The sequence below is a fragment of the Brevibacillus centrosporus genome (genome assembly GCF_046622605.1).
Classification (GTDB): domain Bacteria; phylum Bacillota; class Bacilli; order Brevibacillales; family Brevibacillaceae; genus Brevibacillus; species Brevibacillus centrosporus.
Map to the genome: position 1 here is coordinate 4,028,986 of NZ_CP176856.1, position 22,539 is coordinate 4,051,524.

The window sequence follows — 22,539 nt, forward strand, 5'->3', positions numbered from 1 at the left end:
CCCATTTGTCTGTCATATCTGTTCCATTCGCCCGATTAAATCTCTCAGTTGTTCGACTGCTGCTTGTCCCTCATCCTCCTTGGCTCGCAAAGCTCCCAGCTGCTGTTTCGCTTCGCTTTGCAGCTGTACAAGCTCTTCCCGCATTTGTGCAAGCCTTCGTTCCACACAAGCATCGAGCTGTCTGATGAAGTCAGCGCAGACATCGCTGTAAGCTGACCGGATATACCATTCGGCATTTTTGATATTCTCGTCCATCTGATCCTGGAGCTCTCTTCTCGCGTCGTAGATATCGTATTTGTACAAGGTCTTGTATTTCGGATTGCCAAACCAGCTCTCCCCGACGTATGTTTCCGTGTCGTCAATATTGACATTGGCTTTCAAATACCAGTCGAAGCCGTGATGGTAGTAAAGCTCTCGAGAGAAATCGGATTCATAGCCTTTGTCTACTTTTTTGATGCAAAGCTCGGGAGGATCAGCACGATTATCGGATATTTGCGAATTCATCACCCCGGCGATCGAAAAAAACGAGCTGCTTGCCTTTTCCTTCTCTACCGTAAACAAGGTTGCTGCTTTTGGCAGTCTGGAAACTCCTTGTCCCTGCAATAAGGCCGCCACTTCTTCATTCAGTTCCGACAACACCAGCGTAACGAACTGCACCGAATCGTAATAAAACAGCCCTTTCTGCGCTATATACTGGTCGTACTGTCCGTAATACTCCTGCATACTCCTTTTTGCTCTGTCCAGGCTCGGGTGAAATTTGTTCCAGAACTGTTTTTCATACTGCTGTCGAGCTGCCTGCTCCGCGGAATATTCCGAAGAAAACTCATACGACGAGCTGTAGTGGAAGCCTAGTGAGTCATAGTCCGGGTAAAAGCGTTCCAGCGGAGCATTTTCCCGCTTGGCTAAAGCGCTTTTCAGTTCCTGTTTTTTCTTTTCCAGCAATCCGCTGCAGCTGTTCAATGCCTCCGAGCGTTTCAGCCATTGCGCTTCCTCTTCTCGTTTCGGTTCCTGCTGGTTCGTGAGCATGTCTATGTATTCGGCAGCGCAAGCGTAAAAATCACGCTTTTTCTGCACCAGCTTTTTCTCAAAAAGCGCTTGTTTCTGCTCCTTTATCGCTTCGACCTGTCGCAATACCTCCTCTTTTACCCGTTCGATCCCGCTGTTTCCAACGAGAATGTCCTCGTTCTTTTCCAGCCCTGTGAAGTAGGTATGGGAATCCACACAAAAAATGACAGGCAAACGGTAGCTCCAGCGTTTGTATATTTGCTCTCTCATGATCCTTGTGATCGTTTCGAGTTCTTCCTCATCTTTTTGATCTGCATTGGTGAGGACAAAAACGAACCGCTCCCAGAACGTTTCAGGATTACTGTTCTTTTCGATCAGCTGCTGCAGAGCTAGCACTTCTTGCTTGATCAGCTCCCCATCCACGGCATTGTGGACAAACAGGACGATGTCCGATTGCTCGTAGGCAGCAAGTGCTTTTTCCGTATCTTCTTCCTTTGCGTGAATCCCTGGGGTATCGCATAGCCAAAAGTTCCCCGCTTCTGCTCTTTTCGCTTCGTCAGTAGTCCTCACGACACCGGTAGCAAAAAACTCCTTCCTCCCTAGAAGCGCGTTGCACAGCGAGCTCTTCCCTGCCTTGACCATGCCGAAATTCGAGACAATGACGCGTGAATCGTAATCCTTGATCATCCGGACGACTGCTTCGGCTGCTTGTACGAGGCGTTCGTCAACCTCAGAATTCCTAAGCTCCAAAAGAAAGGGCTGTGCCAGACTCCATCTTTGTTTCAGCATCAGCTCCTCTGCCACAGCCACCTGTTTTTCATCATTTCTTTCCATAAATCTCCCTCATTTGTTCGATCGTTTGCATCATTTCTTGGCGGAATTCTTCCGGCTTTACCACTTCCACGTACTGAGCCTGGCTGAGCAGCCACATCTTGATGCCACGGCCAAACACTTCCGCCTTTACTACGTAAGAACCGTTTTGCTCAACAATGCTCGCGTTCGGCAGCCTGTCTGCTACTGCCTCGATGGAGGCGCCCCAATATTTGAATTCGACCTTCATCAGCTTCCCCATCTGCATGAATTGCACCTTTTGACGAAATTCGCCCGCTTGAAATCGTTTGGTATCCTCCACCCGGAAGTGTTCGTTCGTGACGACGTAATCACGGATGCGGTCGAGCCTGTACACGGCAGGATATTCCTTTCCTCCGTTGTGAAGATGCGCGATCAGGTAAAAGTAATACTCCGAAAACATGATCCCCAGCGGCTCCACTCTCCGGCTGATTTCATCCATGACCCCTATCTTCCTGTATAACAGCTCGACAAGCCTTCGCTCCCTGACAGCAAAAGTCAGCTCCCATAAGGTCTGGAATAACGGGCGATTATGATTGACCGGCCGATAAAGAAAGCGCTCATTATTAACCGCTTCCTTGATGTGCTTGCGATCTTCCGGTCTACATAATATGGAAAGCTTCTCCAACAAGCGATCCAGCTCATCCTTGGGAAAAGCCCTGCTTTCCAAAAGAATTTTTGTAATGCCCATAATTTCATCCGCAGCGAGCCATTCGCTGGCTTCCCGCTGTAGAATATAGCCTCTTTGTGCGCGATCGTACGCCAACAGGAAGCTTGCGCCTTGTCTGTACTCTGCAAAATAATCGCGCAGATCTTCGATATCCCGTTGCACCGTTTTAGCGCTAACCCCAAATTCCTGCGCTACTGCCCCCTTTTGAAGGGGCGTCCCTTCCAGCAAGCGTTCAAACAGCCTAAGCATACGAGTCACTTTTTGCACACTGTATTCCTGATCAACCTTCATTGAGCTGTCCTTTCTCTTCCAGCAGTCGTTCCAATTCTTCTTTCAACCGGGTGAGCTGCGCTATTTCCTCGTCAAGCCTGACGCTCGCTTCATGTATACGCCTTGCTTCTTTCTTCTCTAGCTGTTCAAATGTCTGGAGCTTTTCGCTGATCGCATAGCACTCGCTTTCACAGATGCTCTGCAGCTGACTCGCATAATTTTGGTAGGCCTTTTCAAAAATATTTTTTCGAAATTCGTTCCGAAAACTGTTGTATGACCCGTAATTGCCTAAAAACGTGGATTGCAGGGAGCTCATCGCTGCCAAATCCAGCTCGTCAACTTCTACAGACAAGGGAGCTTTTATTTTAGGAAAACGCTGCATGGAATCGTTGTTTTTGCACGCTTCGGCAACCAGCATGTTGATCTCGGTAAAAAGACGTAACAATTCCTGGAATCGGTCATAGAAAAAATTGCCGTGATTCGCTTCATACCACGGGGAGCTTTCCTCATAGTCCTGATAGCAAGTCATTTTTGCCTGCTCCTGCTGCTTGAGAAATTGCTCCTTCTTCTCCAAAATTTTGCGTGTGCACGCTTCGAGAGTCCTTACCTTTTGAGCCACAGATTCCTTTTTCTCGGCCAGCTCCACTCGTTTTCTCCTGAGCTCGCTGCCTCGCTGTGCTTCGATCGCATCCTGAATGTTGCGGACGATGAACTGCTTTCTCGACCGCAGCAGTCTGCTTCTTGTCTCCACCAACGAAACGAGCTTCTCCATAATACGTGCACGGACTTCTGGTACACCGCTGTCACGGATAAAACTCTCTATTCCTTTATGCCTCCCGGTGAAATACAGGTGGGCATCTGTCAAATATATCTGTGGATCTAAGACGCCGAATTCTTTCTTAAGCTGCTGAACGATGATCTGGCCTATGTATGCTGCTTCCTCTCTTTCTTTGGAGGAAGCATTCGTGCAGACGAACAGAACTCGGCTCCAAAACGTGGATTCCTCAGGAAACGCAGCGAGTGCATCGCGAAGTCCCGCCACTTCTGTTTTGCTCAGCTCACCATCGTTTACGTTATGGAAGAAAAGAAGGAGATCTGCCTGCTGATAAGCATCGAGCGCGATTCTCGTATCGTCAGCATCTGCCCCCAATCCAGGTGTATCGATCAATGTATAGTGCTCCGCGGCAAAAGCCTGATTCTGTACGGTTTTACGCACGGCGCCAACTGCGAATTCGTGCTCCCGATCAATCAAGGCATTGAAAAAGGTACTTTTTCCCGCTTTCACCAAGCCCGCGTTCACAATCGTCACAGGCGCCGATTCCTGCTTTTGCAAAAGCTCGAACTGTTTCCAAAATGCCAACGCTTCCTGACAATCCAAACGGTCCAAAGCCTGACCAAGCTGGGCTAGATTCATCTTGCATCCCCCAATTATGTTGATGTATGATCTCTTTTCGGTAGAATAGCATTCGGAGATGGACAGATCCTGTCCAAGTCAGATTTACTAGGACATTTCTACCAATAATCGTATCATAGGTTATTTATCTTTACATGTTGAATCGTGTCGAATTATTAATTAAGTTGAATTTTTATATGTATTTATGTAAAAAAAAGAGGCTATTCAGCAGCCATATTCATGGCGTCTGGATAGCCTCTCCTTCCCGGCTTTTAAGCAGCACAATCCTCTTACTCTTCCATCGTAGACAAATCGCCTGTTGGTAGTCCGAGCTCCCAAGCCTTCAGCACGCGGCGCATGATTTTGCCGGAGTTGGTTTTGGGCAGCGTCTGTCTCACTTCGATCAGGCGCGGCGCTGCATGGGCGGCGAGGCGCGTCTTCACGAACTGCTTGATCTCTTCTTTCAACGCATCGCTTTCCTCATAGCCTGCCCGTAAAGAGATAAACGCTTTGATCACTTCTCCGCGCAGCGGATCGGGAACGCCGATGACCCCTGCTTCCGCAACGGCTGGATGCTCGACCAGCTTGCTTTCTACCTCGAACGGCCCCACCCGCTCCCCGGAAGTATTAATGACGTCGTCCACGCGCCCCTCAAACCAGAAGTAGCCATCTGCATCCTTGTAGGCGGAATCTCCTGTCACGAACCAGCCATTCAGGAAGTATTTCTCATATTTTTGCTGCTGGTTCCAAATCGCGCGAACCATCGCGGGCCATTTCGGCTTGATGGCCAGATTGCCCAGTCGGTTGGGCGGCAGCTCGTTCCCTTCATCATCTACGATCGCCAGCGTTATGCCAGGCAGAGGCTTTCCCATCGAGCCTGGCCTCAGTGGATTGCAGCGGAAGTTGGCACAAATGGAAGAGCCGGTTTCGGTCATCCACCAGTTGTCGTGGATACGCACCTGCAGCGTCTCCATTCCCCAACGGATTACCTCCGGGTTCAGCGGTTCTCCGGCAGACAACACATGACGCAGCTTGGAGAGGTTGTACGTTTGTAAAGGCTGCCGCTCGCCCTTGGCCATCAGCAAGCGAAAAGCAGTAGGGGCGCTGAACCAGACTGTAACCCCGTACTTTTCCAGTGTCGCGTACCATTCGTTCGCATGAAAACGACCTCCACTGACTACGACGGTGACTCCATTCAACCACGGAGAAAGCACACCGCCGGATGTTCCCGTTACCCACCCCGGGTCTGCTGTGCACCAGTATATGTCCCCTTCTTGCAAGTCATATACCCACTGACCTGCCAGCTTTTGATGGATCATCGCGTCATGCACGTGGAGAACGCCTTTTGGTTTTCCCGTAGACCCCGATGTGTAGTTCAGAATCATCCCGTCTTCGCGGTCCACCCATTCGATGGTGTAGGCATCGCTTGCCGCCATCAGCTCTCGGTAGAGGATCTGATTCGCCTCGGTTTTTTCCACCGCATCCGCGAGAATCACATGCTGCAATTGCGGCAGCTCCCGCGAGCGAATACGAGAGACCAGAGCAGACGTCGTGACTACGACTTTGGCACCGCTGTCTTCCAGGCGGTCTTTTACCGCTTCTTCCATGAACGCTTCAAACAACGGACCGGCGATGGCCCCCAGACGCAAAATACCGATCAGGGCTATATAGAGCTCGGGACTTCGCGGCATGAAAAGGAAGACACGGTCTCCTTTTTGCACACCGAGCGAGCGCAAGCCGTTTGCAAAACTTGAGCTCAGCTGCATCATTTCCTTAAAAGTGTAGCTCTCTTCTCTGCTGCCATCCGTGTAATGCAGCGCGACTCGCTCGCCCCTGCCTTCAACAACGTGACGGTCGATCGCTTCATACACGATGTTCACTTTACCCGTTTCCGACCAAGTAAATTGCCGCTCGACATTCCGCCAATCCATCGTTTGCAGCGCTTCCTCATAGTTTTTGAGATTTGCTCTTTCATCCAGCACCATAATTTGTTCCGTTGCCACTTTTTCCACCCCTAGATACACGTATGTGAGAGTTATTTCTGTTATATAACAATGTGTTTATTATACAACAACAATCTGTTTTATAACAGATCATTTTCTCATCATTCAAAATCCTTTTGCGGGGATCTTGTAATGAACCTACTTACTAGTAGGCAGCCAATTGTTTGTGCTAGAGGCATTTCCAAAATAATCAATAAAACAGGCCCTTTGACAAAGGAATGATCCGCTCTCTTTCTTGCCTTTCTGCTTCCACTTTTTTTCGGAATTCGGCCAATCTTTCTGCGTACAGCTGATTTTGCCTCTCTCCTTCCTGCACAAAAAAGGTCATCAGCCGCGCGTCATACGGAAAGGTCTGCTCCAAGGCCTCCAACACCCTGCGATTCCAGTCTACGGATTTTGACATCTGTTCTTTCACTCCCAACTACCGCTATGTATTTTGTCGTACACAAGCAAAGTCGGCTTCTCCCTTGTCTACGGCAGCCGCTCATGTTGGGTGCTCCTTTGAGGAACCTTCCTCCCTGAAAAAATGAAGCCAGTCAAATTCGAGGGCGTCGGCGATCTTTTTGGCCACCTTGACAGTCGGCGTCTTTACCTGGTTCTCGATATGGGTGTAATAGCTTCTGGATATCCCGCACAGTTCGGCGGCTTGCTCCTGCGTCATCCCTTTCTGCTCACGCCGAGCCTTCAGCCATTCGCGCATGGGCATCACCTCCTCAAGAATATGTTCGCTGCTCGCTAGTCTTATTATATGTTCCTTTGGGTAACATGTTAATACCATTTTAACACTAATAGGAACGATAGTTTGTTGTTTCTGGGAGTAACATTATAATTGAAGTATTCCTTAACCGATCGGTGGGTTTTTATGAAAGAGTTTGATATGAAAGAGTTTGCCAAACGACTGAAACAGGAACGCGAGAAAAAGAAGCACGAGGATCCCAAATGGACTCAGGGGTACGTCGCCGGTTTGCTGGGAGTCGCCCGCCCTACATATACCTCCTACGAGAATGGAACCAAGCAGCCTCCCATGGAAACCGTCCACAAAATCGCTGACCTCTTTGCCATCTCTACAGATTACTTGCACGGGATAACGAGTGACCCCACCCCTTCTGCCCAAAAAGACGACTTGCTTGATTTGGCGGTCAGTATCAGCCGTGCCTTTCATGACTTCGATGCCTTGCCCGAGGATGAAAAGCGCTTTTTGGTTAACGAGCTGCCGGGAACAGTCAAATGGAAGCTGGAAGAATTCAGGAGGCACAAAGCGCGGATCTTGGAGCAGGAGAAGAAAAACAATACCTGAAGGATATCGTGAGTGCAGGAGTAAAAAAAGAACATACGTTCCCATAAGAACCTATGCTATACTTTCTCTAACAATAAAGACGAGAGAGTGCGCGATGCGAGCGTCTCTTCTCCTGAGCGGGTGAAATCGGGTATGCTCCATCTCTACGAAAGAACCTATCTGGAAGAATGGGTCGAGGGCCTCTACAAACAGATCGGCATCACTAGCCCGTCAGATCTCACCATCGAAAACGTCTCGGCCCGCCTCCGTATGGGCGTGACGTTCGCACCTGGAGTGGCCGACGAAGTCATTTTTGATGCGGACTACGCGCATATCTTCATCAATTCGCTGCACTGCCCCCAGCGCCAGTGGGAAGTGTTCTGCCATGAGCTGTGCCATCCGCTGCGTCACCTGGGCAACCAGCTCCTGCTCCCGGATGAATTTCGGAAGTGGCAGGAAAGGGATGCCCAGGCCTTTCAGTTTTACGCCGCCGTCCCGTTTTTCCTGCTGCAAAAGCTGGAGCTGCCTAATCACGAAAAGGAGCTTATCGACCTGTTGTCCGTAGAGTTTGGGATTACACATGGATTCGCCAAACGTCGCTGGGAGCAAGTTCTCCGCCGAATCGCCCGTGGCCGCCTGCACCATGAACTCGTCCAGACCCTTTCCGTGCCAAAGAAACAAGCTGCCCCTCGCTTAGTGCGGGAACAGCTTGTTTCTTATATGGCTGTGAAGGAGAAGGTGCGGCCAAAAGTCGCCTTCGTTCTCTCTATGAGAGCCTGATATACAACGTAAACGAGAGGAGAGCTGCCAGACAGATGGAAGATCTAGCTTTGTTGGCCAGCTATGATCCCCTCATGGTAGACAGAAAAAAGTAAGCAACTTACCCTGTCTATGATAGGGGGATTATCCTATTGGAAAAACGTCATACCAAGGGATTTCGTGCACAATTCCGCTTGATACTTCTCACCAATCTCCGAGGACTTTTTAGGCACGTATGATCAGTCAGCAACCAATCTTTTGAAATAATTCAATATACTGTTTTCACGCCAGATACTTATACTTCCTTTTGTAGCATCTCCACAAACTTTATATCGGCAGGAGCAAACAGATACTCTTGCAGCTGGCCACGCTCGACCCATCGGTACTCATCGTGGTCGACCAGCGATATTTCACCGCAAATAAACTTTGCCATGTGAGCGAATAAACGAATGTGAGTAGACCCATAGAAATGGTCGTTAACTCCAAACGGCTCATATGGTGCGATGGAGATATTCATCTCTTCCCGCAATTCTCTTTGCAGGCAAGCTTCAATCGTTTCGCCCTGCTCAATCTTACCTCCGGGGAATTCCCACATTCCTTCTTGTGATTTTCCCTTTTTGCGTCTTGCGATTAGTAGTTGGCCTTGGGCATTTTGGATTATGGCTGCGGCTACTTCGATCATCTTCTTCTGTTCACTTCCTATACGATTACCTTGTTAGCCACTGGTACGAGTGCTGGTGGCATCTCTTCTTTCAGTTGCCAGATCACGCTCATGGGTTTGCTGCCCTCGTGTCTTACGTATTCGGCCTCTCCTAAGAAAATAAAAGGAGCTGTGTACTGATTTTCTTCTTTATATTCTCTCACAAAGAGCGCGATACGATTACCCGTTTTCATGTGGTTGATATATCGTTGAGCCGTCACAGAATCCGAGGACGTACGGCTCTGTGTCTGCCAATGGAAAAGTCTTTCGTTTATAGCGTAATCCTCGTAAAGTGTAGATGGTGAAAAATCTTTGTCTGACTTGTTCAGGGTAATGAAGAAAACATCTGTCTTTTTGTCTGCGAAATATTTTACCCCTTCACGGAAGCTAGGCGCCTTTTCTTCATTCCAGTAACCGAATGCCGCTAGTATTTGATCCGTCGAATACGTACAATGGACGTCAAGCGGGCTTGGGTATGGGAATGGGTTTGGCTTGTCCACAAAGCTGATATGAGTGTAGTTGAATTTGAGGATATCTAGTATCTCCTCTCGGAAAACATCGCAAGAAATAATAAATTGTACGCCCTCTTCTACACTACCAAATCCTTGTTTCTTAGGCTCTGATCGATAGAACGTATAATAAAACATCGTGAGCATGATAAGTTCTTCTTCAGTTTGTAGCTCCTGCCCTCCTTCTAAGTAAGAAATGAGGAATTTGAGGATTCGCCTCGAGTTGATGCTCAGCAAGGAGGGGATCCGTTTTATTAGTTTGTCACCCTCAGCAAATTCAAATGGCTCCATCAATCCCGCCTCAACCATTAGCCCACGGAAGAACCGATTTCCGGTCCGACCACCATAGAATTCATGAATGCTTATTCCGTGGTAAGTCAAGAAATTCTCCAGGGTCAACTCTAAGCCTGAGTCATCGGTAAAATACTTGAGTTTGTTAACCAGATTTCTTCGTGTATTAATTCCTTGTTTCAGATTTCGTAGAATGTATTCTTTCGCTTGTTTCTCTAACTGAATAAAACTACCTCTGGGTAAACTCGAAAACCCATGCTCTACATAGTGCTGAACAGAATGCTTTGTTTTCCCAGTAAGGGCTCGGAATTTTTCTTGGAAGCTATATTCATTGTGGGCTTGCCCAATGAAATCAAGTACGGTGAGACATTCCTTTCCATCCGCCAGTCGCAGTCCCCGACCTAATTGTTGCAAGAAGACTGTCAAGCTATCTGTCGGACGTAGGAAAAGGATCGTATTCACTTCAGGGATATCCACTCCTTCGTTGTATAAATCCACCACAAAAATCATCTTGATTTCTCCTCGAGCCAATCTATGCTTGGCTAGATTTCTACCTTCCTGAGGAGAATCAGCATGCAAAGCAAGCGAGGGAATTCCAGCCTCATGAAACACTTTGGCCATATAGATGGCGTGATCCACACTCACACAGAACCCAAGCCCTTTTACGTCATCCAGATCGGTTACGTATTTTTTCAAACTATTGATAATTTGCGACGCACGAATCTTGTTATTGGTATAGAGATTCTCCAATTCCATTAAATCGTAGCCCCGACGAGACCACTTCACTTGGGAAAGGTCAACACTATCCGTCACTCCAAAATATTGAAAGGGGCTCAACAATTTTCGGTCGATGGCATCCGTCAGACGAATTTCAGCAGCGATCGTGTTCTCAAAGTAATGAAAAATATCTTTCCCGTCCATCCGCTCTGGAGTTGCTGTTAGTCCTAGTAAAATCTTCGGTTCATAATAGGATAAAAGCTTTTGGTACGAAGGTGCCGCTGCATGGTGAAACTCATCTACCACAATATAGTCATAGAAATTTGGCGTAGTGATGTCAGCAAGCTTCATTGAGTTAAAGCTCTGGATGCTGATAAACAAATAATCAATCGACTGCGCCTGATTACTTCCCACCTGCAATTCACCAAAATTCAAGTCCTTCAAAATATACCGAAATGTATCCCGGCTTTGTTTCAAGATCTCTTCACGATGCGCGATAAATAGAAGTCGCGCACGAGTATTGTTCTGTGCAAAACGTTTGTAATCAAAAGCAGAAATAACTGTCTTGCCTACACCAGTAGCAGCTACTACTAGATTTTTCACCTTGCCATACAGACTTCGTTGGGCTGCGAGCTTTTCGAGTACTTCCTTCTGGTAATCAAACGGAGTAATTTCGAAACCAAAATGGAGATCATTCTTTTCTTTCTCTTTCTTCTTGAGCGCTTGTTTGAGCTGCTGTTCATGCTCGGCGTCATTTGCCCGGAAGGTCTTGAACTCTCTATCATTCCAGTAGCTTTCGAAGGTTGCTTCGATCTTTTTTAGTACATCGTAGGAGTCTTTTTCCGTTACCTTCACGTTCCACTCGAGCCCACTCGTCAGTGCTGGATTCGAAAGATTGGACGAGCCAACATACGCCGTGGTAAAGCCCGTATCTCGCTTGAAAACATAGGCTTTTGCATGCAAACGAGTACGGTCGCTATCATAGGATACCTTCAATTCCGTGTTTGGTAGCTTGCTCAATTCCATTACAGCTTTGTAATCTGTAGCTTCCATATACGTAGTCGTAATGACTCGCAGTTGCCCACCATTTGCCGTGAATTGTTCCAACCGTTCCATGAGACACCGAAGACCGCTCCACTTGATAAACGAAACAAGCAGATCAATACGGTCTGCAGTCCCGATTTCGTGTTGGAGTTCATTCATCATGTTGGGCTCTGAGTGTGACCCCGTGAATAACGAGCTTTGTGATAACGGAGTGGCTGGTCGTGTTGGTTTGTCTTCTTTGATGCTTCTTATGCTGTTTACTTTGGAATAGACGTATGTGAGGATTTCTCCCTGTTCATCAAGCTTTAGATCTTCCAAGTCCTCTTCGTCGAGAGCGTTCTTTAATGTAGCGATAATTTCGTTGCATGTGTGGATCTGTGCCAGGACTGCTTCTTCATCGGACGACTGTTCTCGAATTAGTTTGAGGGCTTTGCGCGTAACCGTAGATATGTAGTTGGAGAGGAGTTTTCTTGCCTCTTCGGCGTCTAGTGGTTCTTTGCCGATTTGGTATAAACTTGGGTCTAGGGTGGATAGGTGCTTTAACGTTGAGTTGTTGATTAGTTGTTCGTATAGGCCTTGTTTCATGGGGCACCTCAAGGAATATTATTTAGTGCTAAGTTTCTATCAAAACGATATGAAAGAACCAGCATCTCACAATTGATTTAATGGTCCTATTATTTAGATATATCTTGCTGTGCCCCTAAAGACTTCTCGTACGTGCCAGTGTTTAAAAGAATCCTTGGGAGCATAGTCTGGACGGATAGGCTTGCGGAGTGATGTTCCATGGTATCTCATTAACCATACCTCGAAGCCATTCGTACCATGTGCCTCCTCTGATACGAGTAAGCAATCCTCGTTTGAAATCGTAAATACTCCTCTATCAAACATTTTATGATGCAGGGAGCATAACGCTATCCCATTCTCTTCACAATCCGGTCCACCTACTTGATGCCATTTGATGTGCGCTGCTTCGATGGCAACTATGTTCCTACCTAGACGAACATTAAAGCCACATATAGCACAGCTATATTCATATGCTCTCAGTATTCTTTCTCTGAAATTAGGATCTCGATGTTTCTTTTTAAAATAACTGAAAGTAAGACCTGTTTCCTCCAGGATATCGTCATGCATGGTATCCGGAAAATGTTCATTTAATATTTGCGAAGCTAGTTCCGGAACAAATTGATTGTTACTTTTTAGAAAGTCAACTACCTCAGGGATGAATCCACCTACAATTCTTTCTGTAAGTAGTTGCTTGTCGCTGAAGCTCTTTTTATCAACAGACGAAGATAATTGCCACAAACCATCTCCCACTAGGCGAACAAAGGGCTCTTCCGGATGATAAGACTTCCTTGCGGGTCCAAATTCTATAAGCAAATGCTTTAGTTTCTCTCTTACTTCCTCATATGGGAGATCTACTCTTTCTCCGTTTTGGAATTGTCCAAGCGCATAAAGAATTAATAACGGCTTGTGCGGTGCTCTTTGTCCGTTCTTTTTCCAGACGGAAATGGCTGAAAGCTTATTTTTTAGTTCTGTTATGTTCATTCACCGATCACCCTATTTTAGGCATATCTGTTTTCAATAATTTTCCTGTGGTTTCGGATCTGCAGTAAAGAAATAGGCCTATTTTAGTATACCATATTATTCCTTTATAACTTTTGAGTGTGAACTGATATTAATGATATGATTTTTCGAACTGTACTTAAATTACACTGCCATTCACAAGAAGAAATGCTACCCAAATCAATGAGTAGCATTTCGTCAATTTTGCTGAACGGGAAACCTGTCAATCTAAGTTACTGACAATATGTCGGTAGTTCAATCAGTTTGTTGTGTCAAATTTCTAAAGAAAACCAGTCATGAAAATGGCCTAGAATGGAGCCTTTGTCGTTAGAAAATCTATATAGGCATTCCATTCAAAAATCCAAATATCGCACTTCGAAATGCCACCCAAAACTATAGAAAGCGAGGAATTTCCTAATCGATATTCCATAGACAAAAAAAAAGAAAAAGCCCCTGATTCCTCAAGGGTATTGGCTTATAACGTATGGTGATCCGGACTGGGTTCGAACCAGCGACCCCCACCCTGTCAAGATGGTGCTCTCCCAACTGAGCTACCGGATCATGGGATATGTATGTGATCTTAAACATCTATGTACTCGTTTAATGGTGGGCCCTGTAGGACTCGAACCTACGACCAATCGGTTATGAGCCGACCGCTCTGACCAACTGAGCTAAGGGCCCCAATCGCACCGGACGTCGATCACATTTATTACTATACAGCATGCCTAAATGAATTTCAAGAGGAAAAACATAATTTCTAGTAAATTTTTTCACTCCCACCAAAAGGTCACCAATAAACTGTTGTTTGGTGAGCATTTCCTTCTCAATACTCTACATCGTTTCCATGAAAAGGAATACCGTCCCTTACATATAAAAGCCACTCTCTGCTCCTCGGCTTGTTTGGTCACTGAATATAGGCGAAAAAACGCAACCATGACGGCAGTCACCGCTCCACCTTTTTCCCCCTGATCCACGTAACCCGAACAGAGAATGGCTCACTACTCCTTCATCAGCTTTTACAAACAGTTGCAAAGCAGTCCAGTTCTTTCGTTTCCGAATCCGAATCTTGTATTGACTATTCGGCTTCGCGCTCTCGTGAAGTCCTTGCTTCCCTAATAAGCAAACCTCACCCTGCCTGCTCGTTCCCTTCCTCACCCTTCGCCTCGAGCTTCAGCTCCGCACTTTGCTGCGCCAATGCCTCTTCCCGCGCAGCTGCTGCCTCTTGCTCATCCCGCATGCGGTGCGCCATGCGGCTGGATGCATTGGCTGCCACACTTGCCACCAAATCATCCAGGAACGTATGGACCCGCCCCTCTGCTGATTTTGTATCCAGGCGCTTGATGACTCCGACCTTGTGTTTATCCAGATGTCCAAAAGTCGTTACGGCAATGCTACCGTATCCAAAAACGGAGCCCAGCGCCAGTGTCTCGTCGCATCCAAACAAGCCTTCGTCCGATGCAATGATCGACTGCAGCGGTTCGGAAAGCAAGCCTTTTTCTGCTAAGATATCCAATTCAACGCCCACCAAAATGGCGTGCTGCATTTCCCTTTTTTCCAGTACTGCTTTCACACTCTCGATGCATGGTTCCATCGTCAGGTCTGGGTGGTAAGGCGACTGCATGAGATACACGATCTCTGCGATGTCCTCCACGGTTACGCCTCGTTCTGTTAGGCGTGCGAGGGCGGCGTTTCTGACTTCGATGCTGTGTACTTGCTTCTTCATAAGAGACAACCCCTTCCGCATATCGAGTGAAGTCGTTTTCTACCATAGTATCATATGGTGACAAAATTGCGACAATGTTTCACTCAGAATGGAAAGTCCACCGCAACTTTTACTCGATATAAAAGTTTACTTATATTCCCAATTAATAGTATCCTTTTCCAAGGAGGTGGTCATTGCGTGAAGCTGAAATTAGGAAGTCTCCCCCTGCTTGTCTTGCTCATCACCAGTATTCTGACCGGCTGCCAGGCGCAGCCCTCGTTGGAAGAGGAAGCGGCAAGCTTGCTCCTTTCCTTGAAAAAAGCCCAGTATGAGTTTTCCTACTCCCAGCTGGCGGACGGGCACTACGAACAGCTTGCGTCATCCGCCGAAAAAGGGGACGCCTACTTTCTTGCGTTTCAAGCCATTTCAGAAAAGGTAAAGCCTTTCTTCCATCAAAAGGAATACGAAAAATTTTTCAAGAATCGGGTCGCAGGTATGACGATTGAAGCTGTTATCCGGGAAAAATGCGAGATCAGAGTGAAAGATGTACGCATGGACGAGTTTTATCAAGATGAAACGAACGGCACCTACATCGGTCACTACACCCTGGAATTACAGTTTCTTTACGGAAATGGTCTTCCCGATAAGGCAGTGGTGAAAAAGGGACAGATCACGGTGAGTCAGGTGGATGGGGTATGGAAGCTTGAGCGGGATTGGGATGGCTATTTAAAAGAAAGCGATCTTCCGTAAGCTCTGCTCTACAAAATGCGACACCCTCTCGTCCACGTCCCCTCTCTCCTGTATAATAATCACCAGAACATCCAATGAAGGAGGGACAGGCTTGTGGCTCTTGAGGAAATCATCTTGGAAAGCCGGCATCTGGGAACGCCGGAAAAGCTGATCGTCTATACCCCGGAACGCTACTCTCCACTCTATTCCTATCCCGTGCTCTACGTACAGGATGGGGATGATTACTTGGCCTTGGGCAGGATGGCTACGCTCTTGGATAGCATGATTCGGGAAAAGCAGCTGCCAGACGTGCTTGCAGTCTTTTTACCTGTGGATAAGAAAAAACGGACGGCTCGGTATCATCCGGATGGGAGCGAGCATCTGGCGTATCGCCGTTTTCTGGCGGATGAAGTCGTAAGCTATATGGATACCCATTACTCGACAGATACGCTGGGCAACGCGCGGACACTCATCGGGGAATCACTGGGTGGTGTCGTCTCGCTGTTTACCGCCTTGGCTTATCCTCATACATTTGGGCAGATTGCCTGCCAATCGATTGCGATGGATGCGGAGCTGAATCGGCGGGTAGCAGAAACGGCGTTTGAAGTCCCGTTGACCGTCTATCTCGAAATCGGCAACCAGGAGACAGCGGTTACTTCCTCTCGCGGGCCGCTTAATCTCGTCACTGCCAACGAAGAGCTGCGAGAAATTTTGCAAACGAAAATGGCCACCCTGGTCTTTGAGACCTTTGAGGGTGACCATACGTGGGGCCACTGGCAAACCAACATACCGCGTATGCTGCATGCCTTGTTTGGGTAAACTTACCGTGGCTGTTCTTCTTGTGGGCCTTCGTCCTTCAGCGGCGCAACCAGAGCTTCTTCAAACTCTACTTTGCGGATCGCCGTTAGGATGGTGAAGGTCAGCACAGAGAGTAAAAGAAGGACAAGAAAAATAAATGTGATCATCATGGCCATGTACATGCTGTACGGCACCTCCCTGCACTACACAGTCTTTCCTGCCGCCAGCGGAATATACGGACTCACGCATAACATTACACAAATGAAGAATTTTCTGTTAAAATAGCAGAATACCAAGAGAATAGATGTTTGCTAGATAGTGAAGGAGGAGTGGTTCTCATGATGTACAGTATCGTTGTATTTCCATCCAGCAAGGTGCAAGAGGTCGCCAACTCTTACCGCAAGCGTTACGATTCGGCGTATGCTCTGATCCCTCCATATATCCGTTTGAAAGAAGGCTTCGAGCTGGAAGAGGCCAAATTGCCTGAGCTGGTCAGCCATCTGGAGCAAGTCGCTTCCTCAACGGAAAGCTTTACGGCTCAATTCCATCGGGTATCGTCTTTTCATCCGACGACCAACGTCATCTACCTGGCCTTGCAAAACAAGGAGCCTTTCACCGCTCTTCATCAAAAAATTGCGAACCAGTGTGTCAATGAAAAGGAAACCTATGCGTACGTACCTCACCTGACCATCGGGCGTGATTTGTCAGACGATGAGCTCCGCGACCTGACAGGACAAATGAGCATGGCGAAAATCGACCTGACCTCTGAAGTAGATCGCTTCCACCTCATTTATCAGCTGGAGGATGGCATCTGGAGCGTTTACCAGACCTTCCTGCTGAAAAAGTAAGACATATACTCAAAACACCAACGACCCTCCCTGTTACTTTCACAGGGAGGGATCTTTTGCCGTAAAAAGGACGTGCCATCATGAACAAGACGTATCAGATCCAAACAGTCCAATCCGAAAAAGAAATGGCGGATGCCCTCTCCGTCCGTCGTACTGTATTTATTGTGGAACAGGAAGTGCCCGAAGACCTGGAAATTGATGAGCACGATCAAGTAAGCAGCGGCACGGTTCACTTTGTCGCCTACGATGGGGAAACTCCTGTGGGCGCGAGCCGCCTGCGCCCGTATGCGCCAGGCGTGGGCAAGGTAGAGCGCGTTGCCGTGACCAAGTCCGAACGCGGAACCGGACTCGGCCGTATGATCATGCAAGCGATGGAGGAAGTCGCCTTGAAGCACAACTACAATACCCTCAAGCTGAATGCGCAGATACATGCTCAGCGCTTTTATGAAAAGCTTGGCTACGAGCCGCACGGGGATATCTTTGACGAAGCCGGTATCGAGCATATTGCCATGGTGAAAAAGCTTAACAATGCATAAGAGCTCGTAAATAAGGAAGACAACTGAACAGCGACACCAGTCAGAAAGGCTACTGCAAACATGATCAGGTAGCCTTTTTGTATGCATAATACACCCCTGTTTTCCCGCTTTCCATGCCGCTCAATTAGATACCGAGTTTCCACCTCAAAGGGGCTTGATCTCCTAGAAGGTGGTTACTGCGATCGATCCATAAAGCTGTAGACGGCGGCCACGTACAGCTAACACGAAACGTTTGCAATTGTCTCCACTTTACGGCTCTCCACATAAATGATATTTTCATAGGAAAAGATCTTATGAGAAAATATGTAAATTCGCCTCAAAAATGCTGGACTACTAATGCTTTCTTAGCGGCTTCTATTGGAGCTGCTACGACGTTCCCTTATTCGGAGGTGTGATCTTATGCCATTTGGAATCGATCAGCCGCTTGTGATCAGTAAAACAGATGCACGGCGATTGGCTATCGCAAGTCAGCATCTGGCAGCTCCTCAGCAGGCTGCAGACGAGGAGAAATTGATGACTGTCTTACGGTCATTACGCTATTTGCAGTTGGATCCGGTCAGTGTAGTGGCACCGAGCCACGAACTCGTGCTGTGGAGCAGGCTCGGTTCCGGGGCCACGTCACTGCTCAACAACCTACTATGGCACCAGCGCTCTTTGTTCGAATATTGGGTCTACTGTGCAGCCATCGTTCTTACGGAAGACTATCCGATGTACCGGGCACATATGAACGCCTATCCCCCCAAAAGCACCGCGGAATGGATAAACGCGAACGACAAGCTGCGTCAGCACATCTTTGAACGCCTCCAGGAAGATGGCGCGCTCCCTACGAGCGCATTTGAGGACCTCTCCACCGTCGCCTGGAAATCGAGCGGCTGGACTGCTGGCCGCAATGTCGAGCGCATGCTGCAGTTTTTATGGTTGGGAGGCGAAGTGATGGTAACCGGACGTGCATCTGGCCAACGACTGTGGGCAACCACCGATGCTCATTTGCCGCAGGAGACAGATCGCGAGGAGCTGCCGATGGACTTAGCGAACGCCGTTGCCGTGGAGCATGCGGTACGTGCCCTCGGCATCGCGCGGGTGGCTGATGTAAAGCAGTATTTTTTTCGCCTTCAATCCCGAGTGCCCCTTCGTTCTATACTCGAGCGGCTGCAAAGGGAACAAAAGGTGGTTCCTGTCGAGATCGATGGTGATTCTTCGAAACATACATGGTTCGTCCACACCGACTCCCTCCATGCACTTGAAGCCATTCGAGAAGGAAGCTGGGAGGGGCGTACGACGCTGCTGTCTCCCTTTGACAACCTGATAAGCGACCGGGAGCGCACCGAACAGCTCTGGGGGTTCACCTTCCGCAATGAGATGTACGTCCCCAAGGCTCAGCGGAAATACGGCTACTACCTTATGCCGATCCTGCATGGCGACCGATTGATTGGACGAGTGTCACCCAAGGTCGATCGCCGCCGTCGCGTACTCTGTATTGAGGGACTTTATTTAGAGCCAGACGTTCTCCCAACAGCCGACTTGTATCACGACATAACGGAAAATCTGGGCGATCTCGCATCCTTCGTCGGTGCCGACGCTGTCGAATACAGCAATCTGGTACCAGACCCGTGGCTCGCCAAGCTGCCTAGGCAGTGATCCCCACTCAAAATGCATTACCTCGTCCAGCCTTTGTAACGGATTGCATGACTGCCCACTGATGATTGGTTAATCAGATCGAGGACATGGCTGACCCGGAATCGTTCGTTCAAAAAACAGCAGGAGTCTGGACTTGATGATCTGGTCCATGGCTGCTGCTGTTTTCATTTGCACGGTTACTTTTGAGCTTTTCTCCCCACCGCAATCTCCCGCAGCTTTTCAACGGCTTCCATCGGTGCCGTGTGCGTTCCAAGCATCGCATGAAACGGCTCTTCTCCTCGCCATCCGTGGAAGTCTGAGCCTCCTGTGATCACAAGGCCATGTTCATTTGCCCAAGCCGTGTAACGAGCACGCTGATCAGGATCATTGTCAGGGTGATTGACCTCAATACCGTCCAAACCAAAGGCAATCAGCTCCTCTACCAGATCATCTGCATCGTACAGACCGGGATGCGCCAGAACCGCTGCTCCCCCTGCATCCTTGATCAAGGTAATGGCTTGTTGCGGAGTGATTCTCGGAGGGTTTACATAGGCTGCCCCTTCTTTCCCCAGGTACTTCGCAAACGCCTCATCGATTGACGCTACCACTCCCAGCTCGATCAGCTCCTCCGCAATATGGGGTCGGCCGATATTTTTATCAGTGCCCTGCTTGCGTCGGTACACATTTTCCAGCGTAATCGGAATCCCCAGCTCCTGCAGCCGCGCAATGAGCAGCTGATTTCTTTCGTGGCGCGTTTCCCGCAGGCTAACCAATCGCTCCTGAAACGCTTCATCTTCATAAGGGACAAAGTAGCCGAGGACATGGATGTCCTGTCCCCGCCCTACGGAGCTGACTTCTATACCGGGAATAACTTCGATTCCGAGCTCTTCTGCTGCTTTCCGTGCGGCTGGTACTCCCGCTACGGTATCGTGGTCTGTGATAGCGACAGCGGCAAGTCCCGCCTCCTTGGCAAGTCGTACGTTTTCGGCTGGTTCACATGTACCATCCGAGGCTTTGGTATGGGTATGCAAATCTGCATGGGTAATCATGGAAATTCCACTCCTTCTTTTCTTTTTCCAGAAGTCTGAATTGCGATGGATCTACATAGGATGTAATCAAACCCGATTTCTTACAGGTTGAATCGAGGAGGATGTCCATGCGGTTAAAAAACAAAACCCTGACCGGTGTCGTGCAGCCGCTCTCCTATGTCGACAAGATGCTCCGACTGCAAGGCTTTTCACGCTCCGTTGGGGACGCCACACCCACGTATGATGTCGTCATGTACGACTCAGCCAGCAGCAGTACGTACTTTTTACGAATTCCTACGAACTTCGCCAATACGACGACTGGTAAAGGCGAGCTGACTGTCAAGCTGGGGCATCCCTACTTGGAAGCAAAGTTTTACATGAACTCCGCTTCCGAGGAAGTATTTTTCATTCCCAAAGCTGTCCGCGAAGCTGCTGAGCACAAGCTTGCGGAAATCGCCGACTACCTCTCTTCCCCATCTGCACCGTCCTGATCAAGCTGCTCTGTCTTCCTCCACAACCATCTATTTTGGACAAACTGATAGACAACTCTCCCTTGTTTGTGCAGTCCAACTAAATAGCCCATGAACGCCGTTCGAAACAGTACATAGCTTGAGGCGTTCTCTATGGAAATGTGTAAACGCTCACAAAGACGAGCCAATGCCTCTTCCAGCGTGTTCTCATCCTGCAGCAATTCTTCGATCTCCTGATAGATTTTGTGATGGAGCTCGATGTTTTTGGTTACCGCACCATGAGAGGAGGTGGTGTAAGGTCCGTGTCCAGGTATGTAGCCTTTGTAGCTGGACGCATGCAGCTTTTCCAGACTGGCAATCGTCTCATGTGCATCGACAAGAAACGGCAGTTTGTGCTTATCCAATATGTCTTCCCCCAAATAGCTGTCGGCGGCAAAGCAGATCTCCTCACATACAACGCCCACTTGTTGCCAGCTGTGCCCCGGCAGAGAAAGGATGGAAAACACCACACCGTCAATCTCGATATCACCCTCCACAGGAAGGAGATGGTCCACCCGCGAAGCTTGGGCAAGCAAAAACTTGTTTCGCAGATCGGCGAGCGGTTCAGCCCCCATATTCAGGTAGATCGGTTCGAGGATTGGGTATCGGATAATCGCTTCTTCCAACGGTGGTGCGTATACCATCGCTTCCGGCCAGCATCCGAGCAGGTAGGCGTTGCCACCGAAGTGATCAGCATGAGCATGTGTTTGAATAACGGCAGACAAGGGCTGGGCGATCGCGTCCAGTCCCTTCTTTATTTTCTTTGCTGTTTGGGAATCCAGGCCTGAGTCGATCAGAATCGCACCATGGTTTCCGAGGACCAGGCCAATATTGACGTGACCGGGAAAAAACCCGACACGCTCCGTTATCATTTCTGGCATAGGAGCAGACAATCAGCGTCCCTCATTTCATTTCGATTTCCTATTTATTTTCTCCATAAATTTCCCCTTCCCTTCCCCCTTCTCCACGTAGCTATAGGAGATCGGCTGTGGAGCATGTGTACGAATGGCTCTGTTTGAACCGAACGCGATGCGCTCACTGCTGGCTTTGGAAACAAGCGGTCCCAGAATGGTGTACGGTGGACGCTTGCTCCCCAGTCCACTGAACATATGTGTAGTCGCAGCCACTGCGATGATCGTAAGCAGAGAAAATACGGTTCTTTCTGCACCAATCGTCTGGAAGGAGCAGGCAACAATCAGCCCATCGATAAACAAAATCAGCAAAGCGACGCGCATGTGAAATCGTCTGGCGAGAAATTGCGCGAGCAGGTCCGTTCCCCCCGTATTCGTTTCGTAGGCAAGCATTAGCCCAATCCCCATTCCAATCAAAACGCCGCCCGTGATGGATGAGCTGGCTATTGACCAATGGTTCCACACTCGCAGCACAGACAAAATATCGATGAAAAAGGAGGAGATGAGCATTCCGTGAAAGCTGTGAAAGAACAAGCGCCGATCGTAAAAAAATACGAGGATATACACCGGGATACTGACGAAAATCATGACGAGTCCCGGCGGCCATTTCATATAGTAGGTGGCCAGCAAACCGATTCCGATCATGCCTCCATCCATCAGCCGATGAGGGACCAAAAACAGATTTACGCCTACTGCAACCAGAATACTACCTGCCAGGATAGCCATCATTTTGGTCAGCCAATACATGCTCCTCCCCTCCTTTCATATAGAGCTCGTTTATGTGTATGACACAGAATCTACGGGTATGTCCC

At 48.4% G+C, this 22,539-nt stretch carries 22 protein-coding genes and 2 tRNA genes; 8 read left to right on the forward strand and 16 right to left on the reverse strand.

The features are described from left to right. Window positions 1–12 precede the first annotated feature (12 nt). The 6 genes from ACLIN2_RS20345 to ACLIN2_RS20370 form a co-directional block, all read right to left on the reverse strand. A complete protein-coding gene (locus ACLIN2_RS20345) occupies window positions 13–1,839 on the reverse strand; it encodes a GTPase (protein ID WP_411501965.1) in 1,827 nt (608 codons plus the stop codon). After that, window positions 1,826–2,815, reverse strand: a complete 990-nt coding sequence (locus ACLIN2_RS20350) for a helix-turn-helix transcriptional regulator (protein WP_411501966.1) — start codon at window positions 2,813–2,815, stop codon at window positions 1,826–1,828. The genes ACLIN2_RS20345 and ACLIN2_RS20350 overlap by 14 nt, the downstream gene beginning before the upstream one ends. After that, window positions 2,805–4,208: a GTPase gene (locus tag ACLIN2_RS20355; RefSeq protein ID WP_411501967.1), complete on the reverse strand. Its 1,404-nt coding sequence runs from the start codon at window positions 4,206–4,208 to the stop codon at window positions 2,805–2,807. The genes ACLIN2_RS20350 and ACLIN2_RS20355 overlap by 11 nt, the downstream gene beginning before the upstream one ends. A 269-nt stretch (window positions 4,209–4,477) precedes the next feature. Continuing rightward, window positions 4,478–6,172: an acetate--CoA ligase gene (acsA, locus tag ACLIN2_RS20360; protein ID WP_411504571.1), complete on the reverse strand. Its 1,695-nt coding sequence runs from the start codon at window positions 6,170–6,172 to the stop codon at window positions 4,478–4,480. Between the two features lie 208 nt (window positions 6,173–6,380). Next, a complete protein-coding gene (locus tag ACLIN2_RS20365) occupies window positions 6,381–6,593 on the reverse strand; it encodes a hypothetical protein (protein ID WP_327930976.1) in 213 nt (70 codons plus the stop codon). Between the two features lie 81 nt (window positions 6,594–6,674). Then, window positions 6,675–6,890 (reverse strand): helix-turn-helix transcriptional regulator, encoded by a 216-nt coding sequence (locus ACLIN2_RS20370; protein WP_092267606.1) that lies wholly within the window; start codon window positions 6,888–6,890, stop codon window positions 6,675–6,677. Between the two features lie 162 nt (window positions 6,891–7,052). Between ACLIN2_RS20370 and ACLIN2_RS20375 the strand changes: the two genes are divergently transcribed. Both ACLIN2_RS20375 and ACLIN2_RS20380 read left to right on the forward strand, forming a co-directional pair. After that, window positions 7,053–7,487 (forward strand): helix-turn-helix domain-containing protein, encoded by a 435-nt coding sequence (locus ACLIN2_RS20375; RefSeq protein WP_246071098.1) that lies wholly within the window; start codon window positions 7,053–7,055, stop codon window positions 7,485–7,487. A 132-nt stretch (window positions 7,488–7,619) separates the two neighbouring features. Next, window positions 7,620–8,246 carry an ImmA/IrrE family metallo-endopeptidase gene (locus tag ACLIN2_RS20380; protein ID WP_411501968.1) on the forward strand — a complete coding sequence of 209 codons (627 nt, stop codon included), beginning with the start codon at window positions 7,620–7,622 and terminating at the stop codon, window positions 8,244–8,246. A gap of 274 nt (window positions 8,247–8,520) precedes the next feature. Here the strand turns inward: ACLIN2_RS20380 and mutT are convergent, their stop codons facing one another. From mutT to ACLIN2_RS20410, 6 genes are all read right to left on the reverse strand, one after another. Then, window positions 8,521–8,907, reverse strand: coding sequence for an 8-oxo-dGTP diphosphatase MutT (gene mutT / locus ACLIN2_RS20385; protein WP_092267604.1), 387 nt, complete (start codon window positions 8,905–8,907; stop codon window positions 8,521–8,523). 17 nt (window positions 8,908–8,924) lie between these two features. Further along, the gene (locus tag ACLIN2_RS20390; RefSeq protein ID WP_411501969.1) at window positions 8,925–12,071 is read right to left on the reverse strand and encodes a DUF3427 domain-containing protein; all 3,147 of its coding nucleotides are present in this window, start codon (window positions 12,069–12,071) and stop codon (window positions 8,925–8,927) included. A gap of 93 nt (window positions 12,072–12,164) precedes the next feature. Further along, complete coding sequence (locus tag ACLIN2_RS20395; RefSeq protein WP_411501970.1) at window positions 12,165–13,031, reverse strand: phosphorothioated DNA-binding restriction endonuclease; 867 nt, start codon at window positions 13,029–13,031, stop codon at window positions 12,165–12,167. 503 nt (window positions 13,032–13,534) lie between these two features. Beyond that, a tRNA-Val gene (locus tag ACLIN2_RS20400) sits at window positions 13,535–13,610 on the reverse strand. 43 nt (window positions 13,611–13,653) lie between these two features. Then, window positions 13,654–13,730 (reverse strand) — tRNA-Ile (locus ACLIN2_RS20405). Window positions 13,731–14,175: 445 nt separating this feature from the next. Further along, on the reverse strand, window positions 14,176–14,772 hold the full coding sequence (locus ACLIN2_RS20410) for a phosphatidylglycerophosphatase A family protein (RefSeq protein WP_122925295.1): 597 nt from the start codon (window positions 14,770–14,772) through the stop codon (window positions 14,176–14,178). A gap of 177 nt (window positions 14,773–14,949) precedes the next feature. Between ACLIN2_RS20410 and ACLIN2_RS20415 the strand changes: the two genes are divergently transcribed. Then, complete coding sequence (locus tag ACLIN2_RS20415) at window positions 14,950–15,501, forward strand: hypothetical protein (protein WP_411501971.1); 552 nt, start codon at window positions 14,950–14,952, stop codon at window positions 15,499–15,501. Between the two features lie 93 nt (window positions 15,502–15,594). Further along, window positions 15,595–16,299, forward strand: a complete 705-nt coding sequence (locus ACLIN2_RS20420) for an alpha/beta hydrolase (RefSeq protein ID WP_400588364.1) — start codon at window positions 15,595–15,597, stop codon at window positions 16,297–16,299. A gap of 2 nt (window positions 16,300–16,301) precedes the next feature. Here the strand turns inward: ACLIN2_RS20420 and ACLIN2_RS20425 are convergent, their stop codons facing one another. After that, window positions 16,302–16,460: a hypothetical protein gene (locus ACLIN2_RS20425; RefSeq protein ID WP_170184505.1), complete on the reverse strand. Its 159-nt coding sequence runs from the start codon at window positions 16,458–16,460 to the stop codon at window positions 16,302–16,304. Between the two features lie 156 nt (window positions 16,461–16,616). On the opposite strand from ACLIN2_RS20425, the gene ACLIN2_RS20430 reads away from it, so the two are divergent. The 3 genes from ACLIN2_RS20430 to ACLIN2_RS20440 all read left to right on the forward strand — a co-directional run bounded on the left by ACLIN2_RS20430 (window position 16,617) and on the right by ACLIN2_RS20440 (window position 19,300). Beyond that, window positions 16,617–17,126, forward strand: coding sequence for a YjcG family protein (locus ACLIN2_RS20430; RefSeq protein ID WP_122925292.1), 510 nt, complete (start codon window positions 16,617–16,619; stop codon window positions 17,124–17,126). An 80-nt stretch (window positions 17,127–17,206) separates the two neighbouring features. Next, the gene (locus ACLIN2_RS20435) at window positions 17,207–17,662 is read left to right on the forward strand and encodes a GNAT family N-acetyltransferase (RefSeq protein ID WP_411501972.1); all 456 of its coding nucleotides are present in this window, start codon (window positions 17,207–17,209) and stop codon (window positions 17,660–17,662) included. A gap of 399 nt (window positions 17,663–18,061) precedes the next feature. Then, window positions 18,062–19,300 carry a winged helix-turn-helix domain-containing protein gene (locus ACLIN2_RS20440; protein WP_411501973.1) on the forward strand — a complete coding sequence of 413 codons (1,239 nt, stop codon included), beginning with the start codon at window positions 18,062–18,064 and terminating at the stop codon, window positions 19,298–19,300. A gap of 176 nt (window positions 19,301–19,476) precedes the next feature. On the opposite strand, the gene ACLIN2_RS20445 is transcribed toward ACLIN2_RS20440, so the two are convergent. Further along, the gene (locus ACLIN2_RS20445) at window positions 19,477–20,328 is read right to left on the reverse strand and encodes a PHP domain-containing protein (RefSeq protein ID WP_411501974.1); all 852 of its coding nucleotides are present in this window, start codon (window positions 20,326–20,328) and stop codon (window positions 19,477–19,479) included. A gap of 107 nt (window positions 20,329–20,435) precedes the next feature. Between ACLIN2_RS20445 and ACLIN2_RS20450 the strand changes: the two genes are divergently transcribed. Beyond that, window positions 20,436–20,798 (forward strand): hypothetical protein, encoded by a 363-nt coding sequence (locus tag ACLIN2_RS20450; RefSeq protein ID WP_310231276.1) that lies wholly within the window; start codon window positions 20,436–20,438, stop codon window positions 20,796–20,798. On the opposite strand, the gene ACLIN2_RS20455 is transcribed toward ACLIN2_RS20450, so the two are convergent. Further along, window positions 20,768–21,688 carry an MBL fold metallo-hydrolase gene (locus ACLIN2_RS20455; RefSeq protein WP_411504572.1) on the reverse strand — a complete coding sequence of 307 codons (921 nt, stop codon included), beginning with the start codon at window positions 21,686–21,688 and terminating at the stop codon, window positions 20,768–20,770. The two genes, ACLIN2_RS20450 and ACLIN2_RS20455, sit on opposite strands and share 31 nt — an antisense overlap. A 36-nt stretch (window positions 21,689–21,724) precedes the next feature. Further along, complete coding sequence (locus tag ACLIN2_RS20460) at window positions 21,725–22,474, reverse strand: YitT family protein (protein ID WP_411501975.1); 750 nt, start codon at window positions 22,472–22,474, stop codon at window positions 21,725–21,727. Window positions 22,475–22,539 lie beyond the last annotated feature (65 nt).

Excerpts from the sequence above, each read along its gene's own strand:
- ACLIN2_RS20345 (WP_411501965.1), bottom strand. The coding sequence starts at position 1,839 with ATGGAAAGAAATGATGAAAAACAGGTGGCTGTGGCAGAGGAGCTGATG.
- ACLIN2_RS20350 (WP_411501966.1), bottom strand. The coding sequence starts at position 2,815 with ATGAAGGTTGATCAGGAATACAGTGTGCAAAAAGTGACTCGTATGCTT.
- ACLIN2_RS20355 (WP_411501967.1), bottom strand. The coding sequence starts at position 4,208 with ATGAATCTAGCCCAGCTTGGTCAGGCTTTGGACCGTTTGGATTGTCAG.
- acsA (WP_411504571.1), bottom strand. The coding sequence starts at position 6,172 with ATGGTGCTGGATGAAAGAGCAAATCTCAAAAACTATGAGGAAGCGCTG.
- ACLIN2_RS20365 (WP_327930976.1), bottom strand. The coding sequence starts at position 6,593 with ATGTCAAAATCCGTAGACTGGAATCGCAGGGTGTTGGAGGCCTTGGAG.
- ACLIN2_RS20370 (WP_092267606.1), bottom strand. The coding sequence starts at position 6,890 with ATGCGCGAATGGCTGAAGGCTCGGCGTGAGCAGAAAGGGATGACGCAG.
- ACLIN2_RS20375 (WP_246071098.1), top strand. The coding sequence starts at position 7,053 with ATGAAAGAGTTTGATATGAAAGAGTTTGCCAAACGACTGAAACAGGAA.
- ACLIN2_RS20380 (WP_411501968.1), top strand. The coding sequence starts at position 7,620 with ATGCTCCATCTCTACGAAAGAACCTATCTGGAAGAATGGGTCGAGGGC.
- mutT (WP_092267604.1), bottom strand. The coding sequence starts at position 8,907 with ATGATCGAAGTAGCCGCAGCCATAATCCAAAATGCCCAAGGCCAACTA.
- ACLIN2_RS20390 (WP_411501969.1), bottom strand. The coding sequence starts at position 12,071 with ATGAAACAAGGCCTATACGAACAACTAATCAACAACTCAACGTTAAAG.
- ACLIN2_RS20395 (WP_411501970.1), bottom strand. The coding sequence starts at position 13,031 with ATGAACATAACAGAACTAAAAAATAAGCTTTCAGCCATTTCCGTCTGG.
- ACLIN2_RS20410 (WP_122925295.1), bottom strand. The coding sequence starts at position 14,772 with ATGAAGAAGCAAGTACACAGCATCGAAGTCAGAAACGCCGCCCTCGCA.
- ACLIN2_RS20425 (WP_170184505.1), bottom strand. The coding sequence starts at position 16,460 with ATGTACATGGCCATGATGATCACATTTATTTTTCTTGTCCTTCTTTTA.
- ACLIN2_RS20430 (WP_122925292.1), top strand. The coding sequence starts at position 16,617 with ATGATGTACAGTATCGTTGTATTTCCATCCAGCAAGGTGCAAGAGGTC.
- ACLIN2_RS20435 (WP_411501972.1), top strand. The coding sequence starts at position 17,207 with ATGAACAAGACGTATCAGATCCAAACAGTCCAATCCGAAAAAGAAATG.
- ACLIN2_RS20440 (WP_411501973.1), top strand. The coding sequence starts at position 18,062 with ATGCCATTTGGAATCGATCAGCCGCTTGTGATCAGTAAAACAGATGCA.
- ACLIN2_RS20445 (WP_411501974.1), bottom strand. The coding sequence starts at position 20,328 with ATGATTACCCATGCAGATTTGCATACCCATACCAAAGCCTCGGATGGT.
- ACLIN2_RS20450 (WP_310231276.1), top strand. The coding sequence starts at position 20,436 with ATGCGGTTAAAAAACAAAACCCTGACCGGTGTCGTGCAGCCGCTCTCC.
- ACLIN2_RS20455 (WP_411504572.1), bottom strand. The coding sequence starts at position 21,688 with ATGATAACGGAGCGTGTCGGGTTTTTTCCCGGTCACGTCAATATTGGC.
- ACLIN2_RS20460 (WP_411501975.1), bottom strand. The coding sequence starts at position 22,474 with ATGTATTGGCTGACCAAAATGATGGCTATCCTGGCAGGTAGTATTCTG.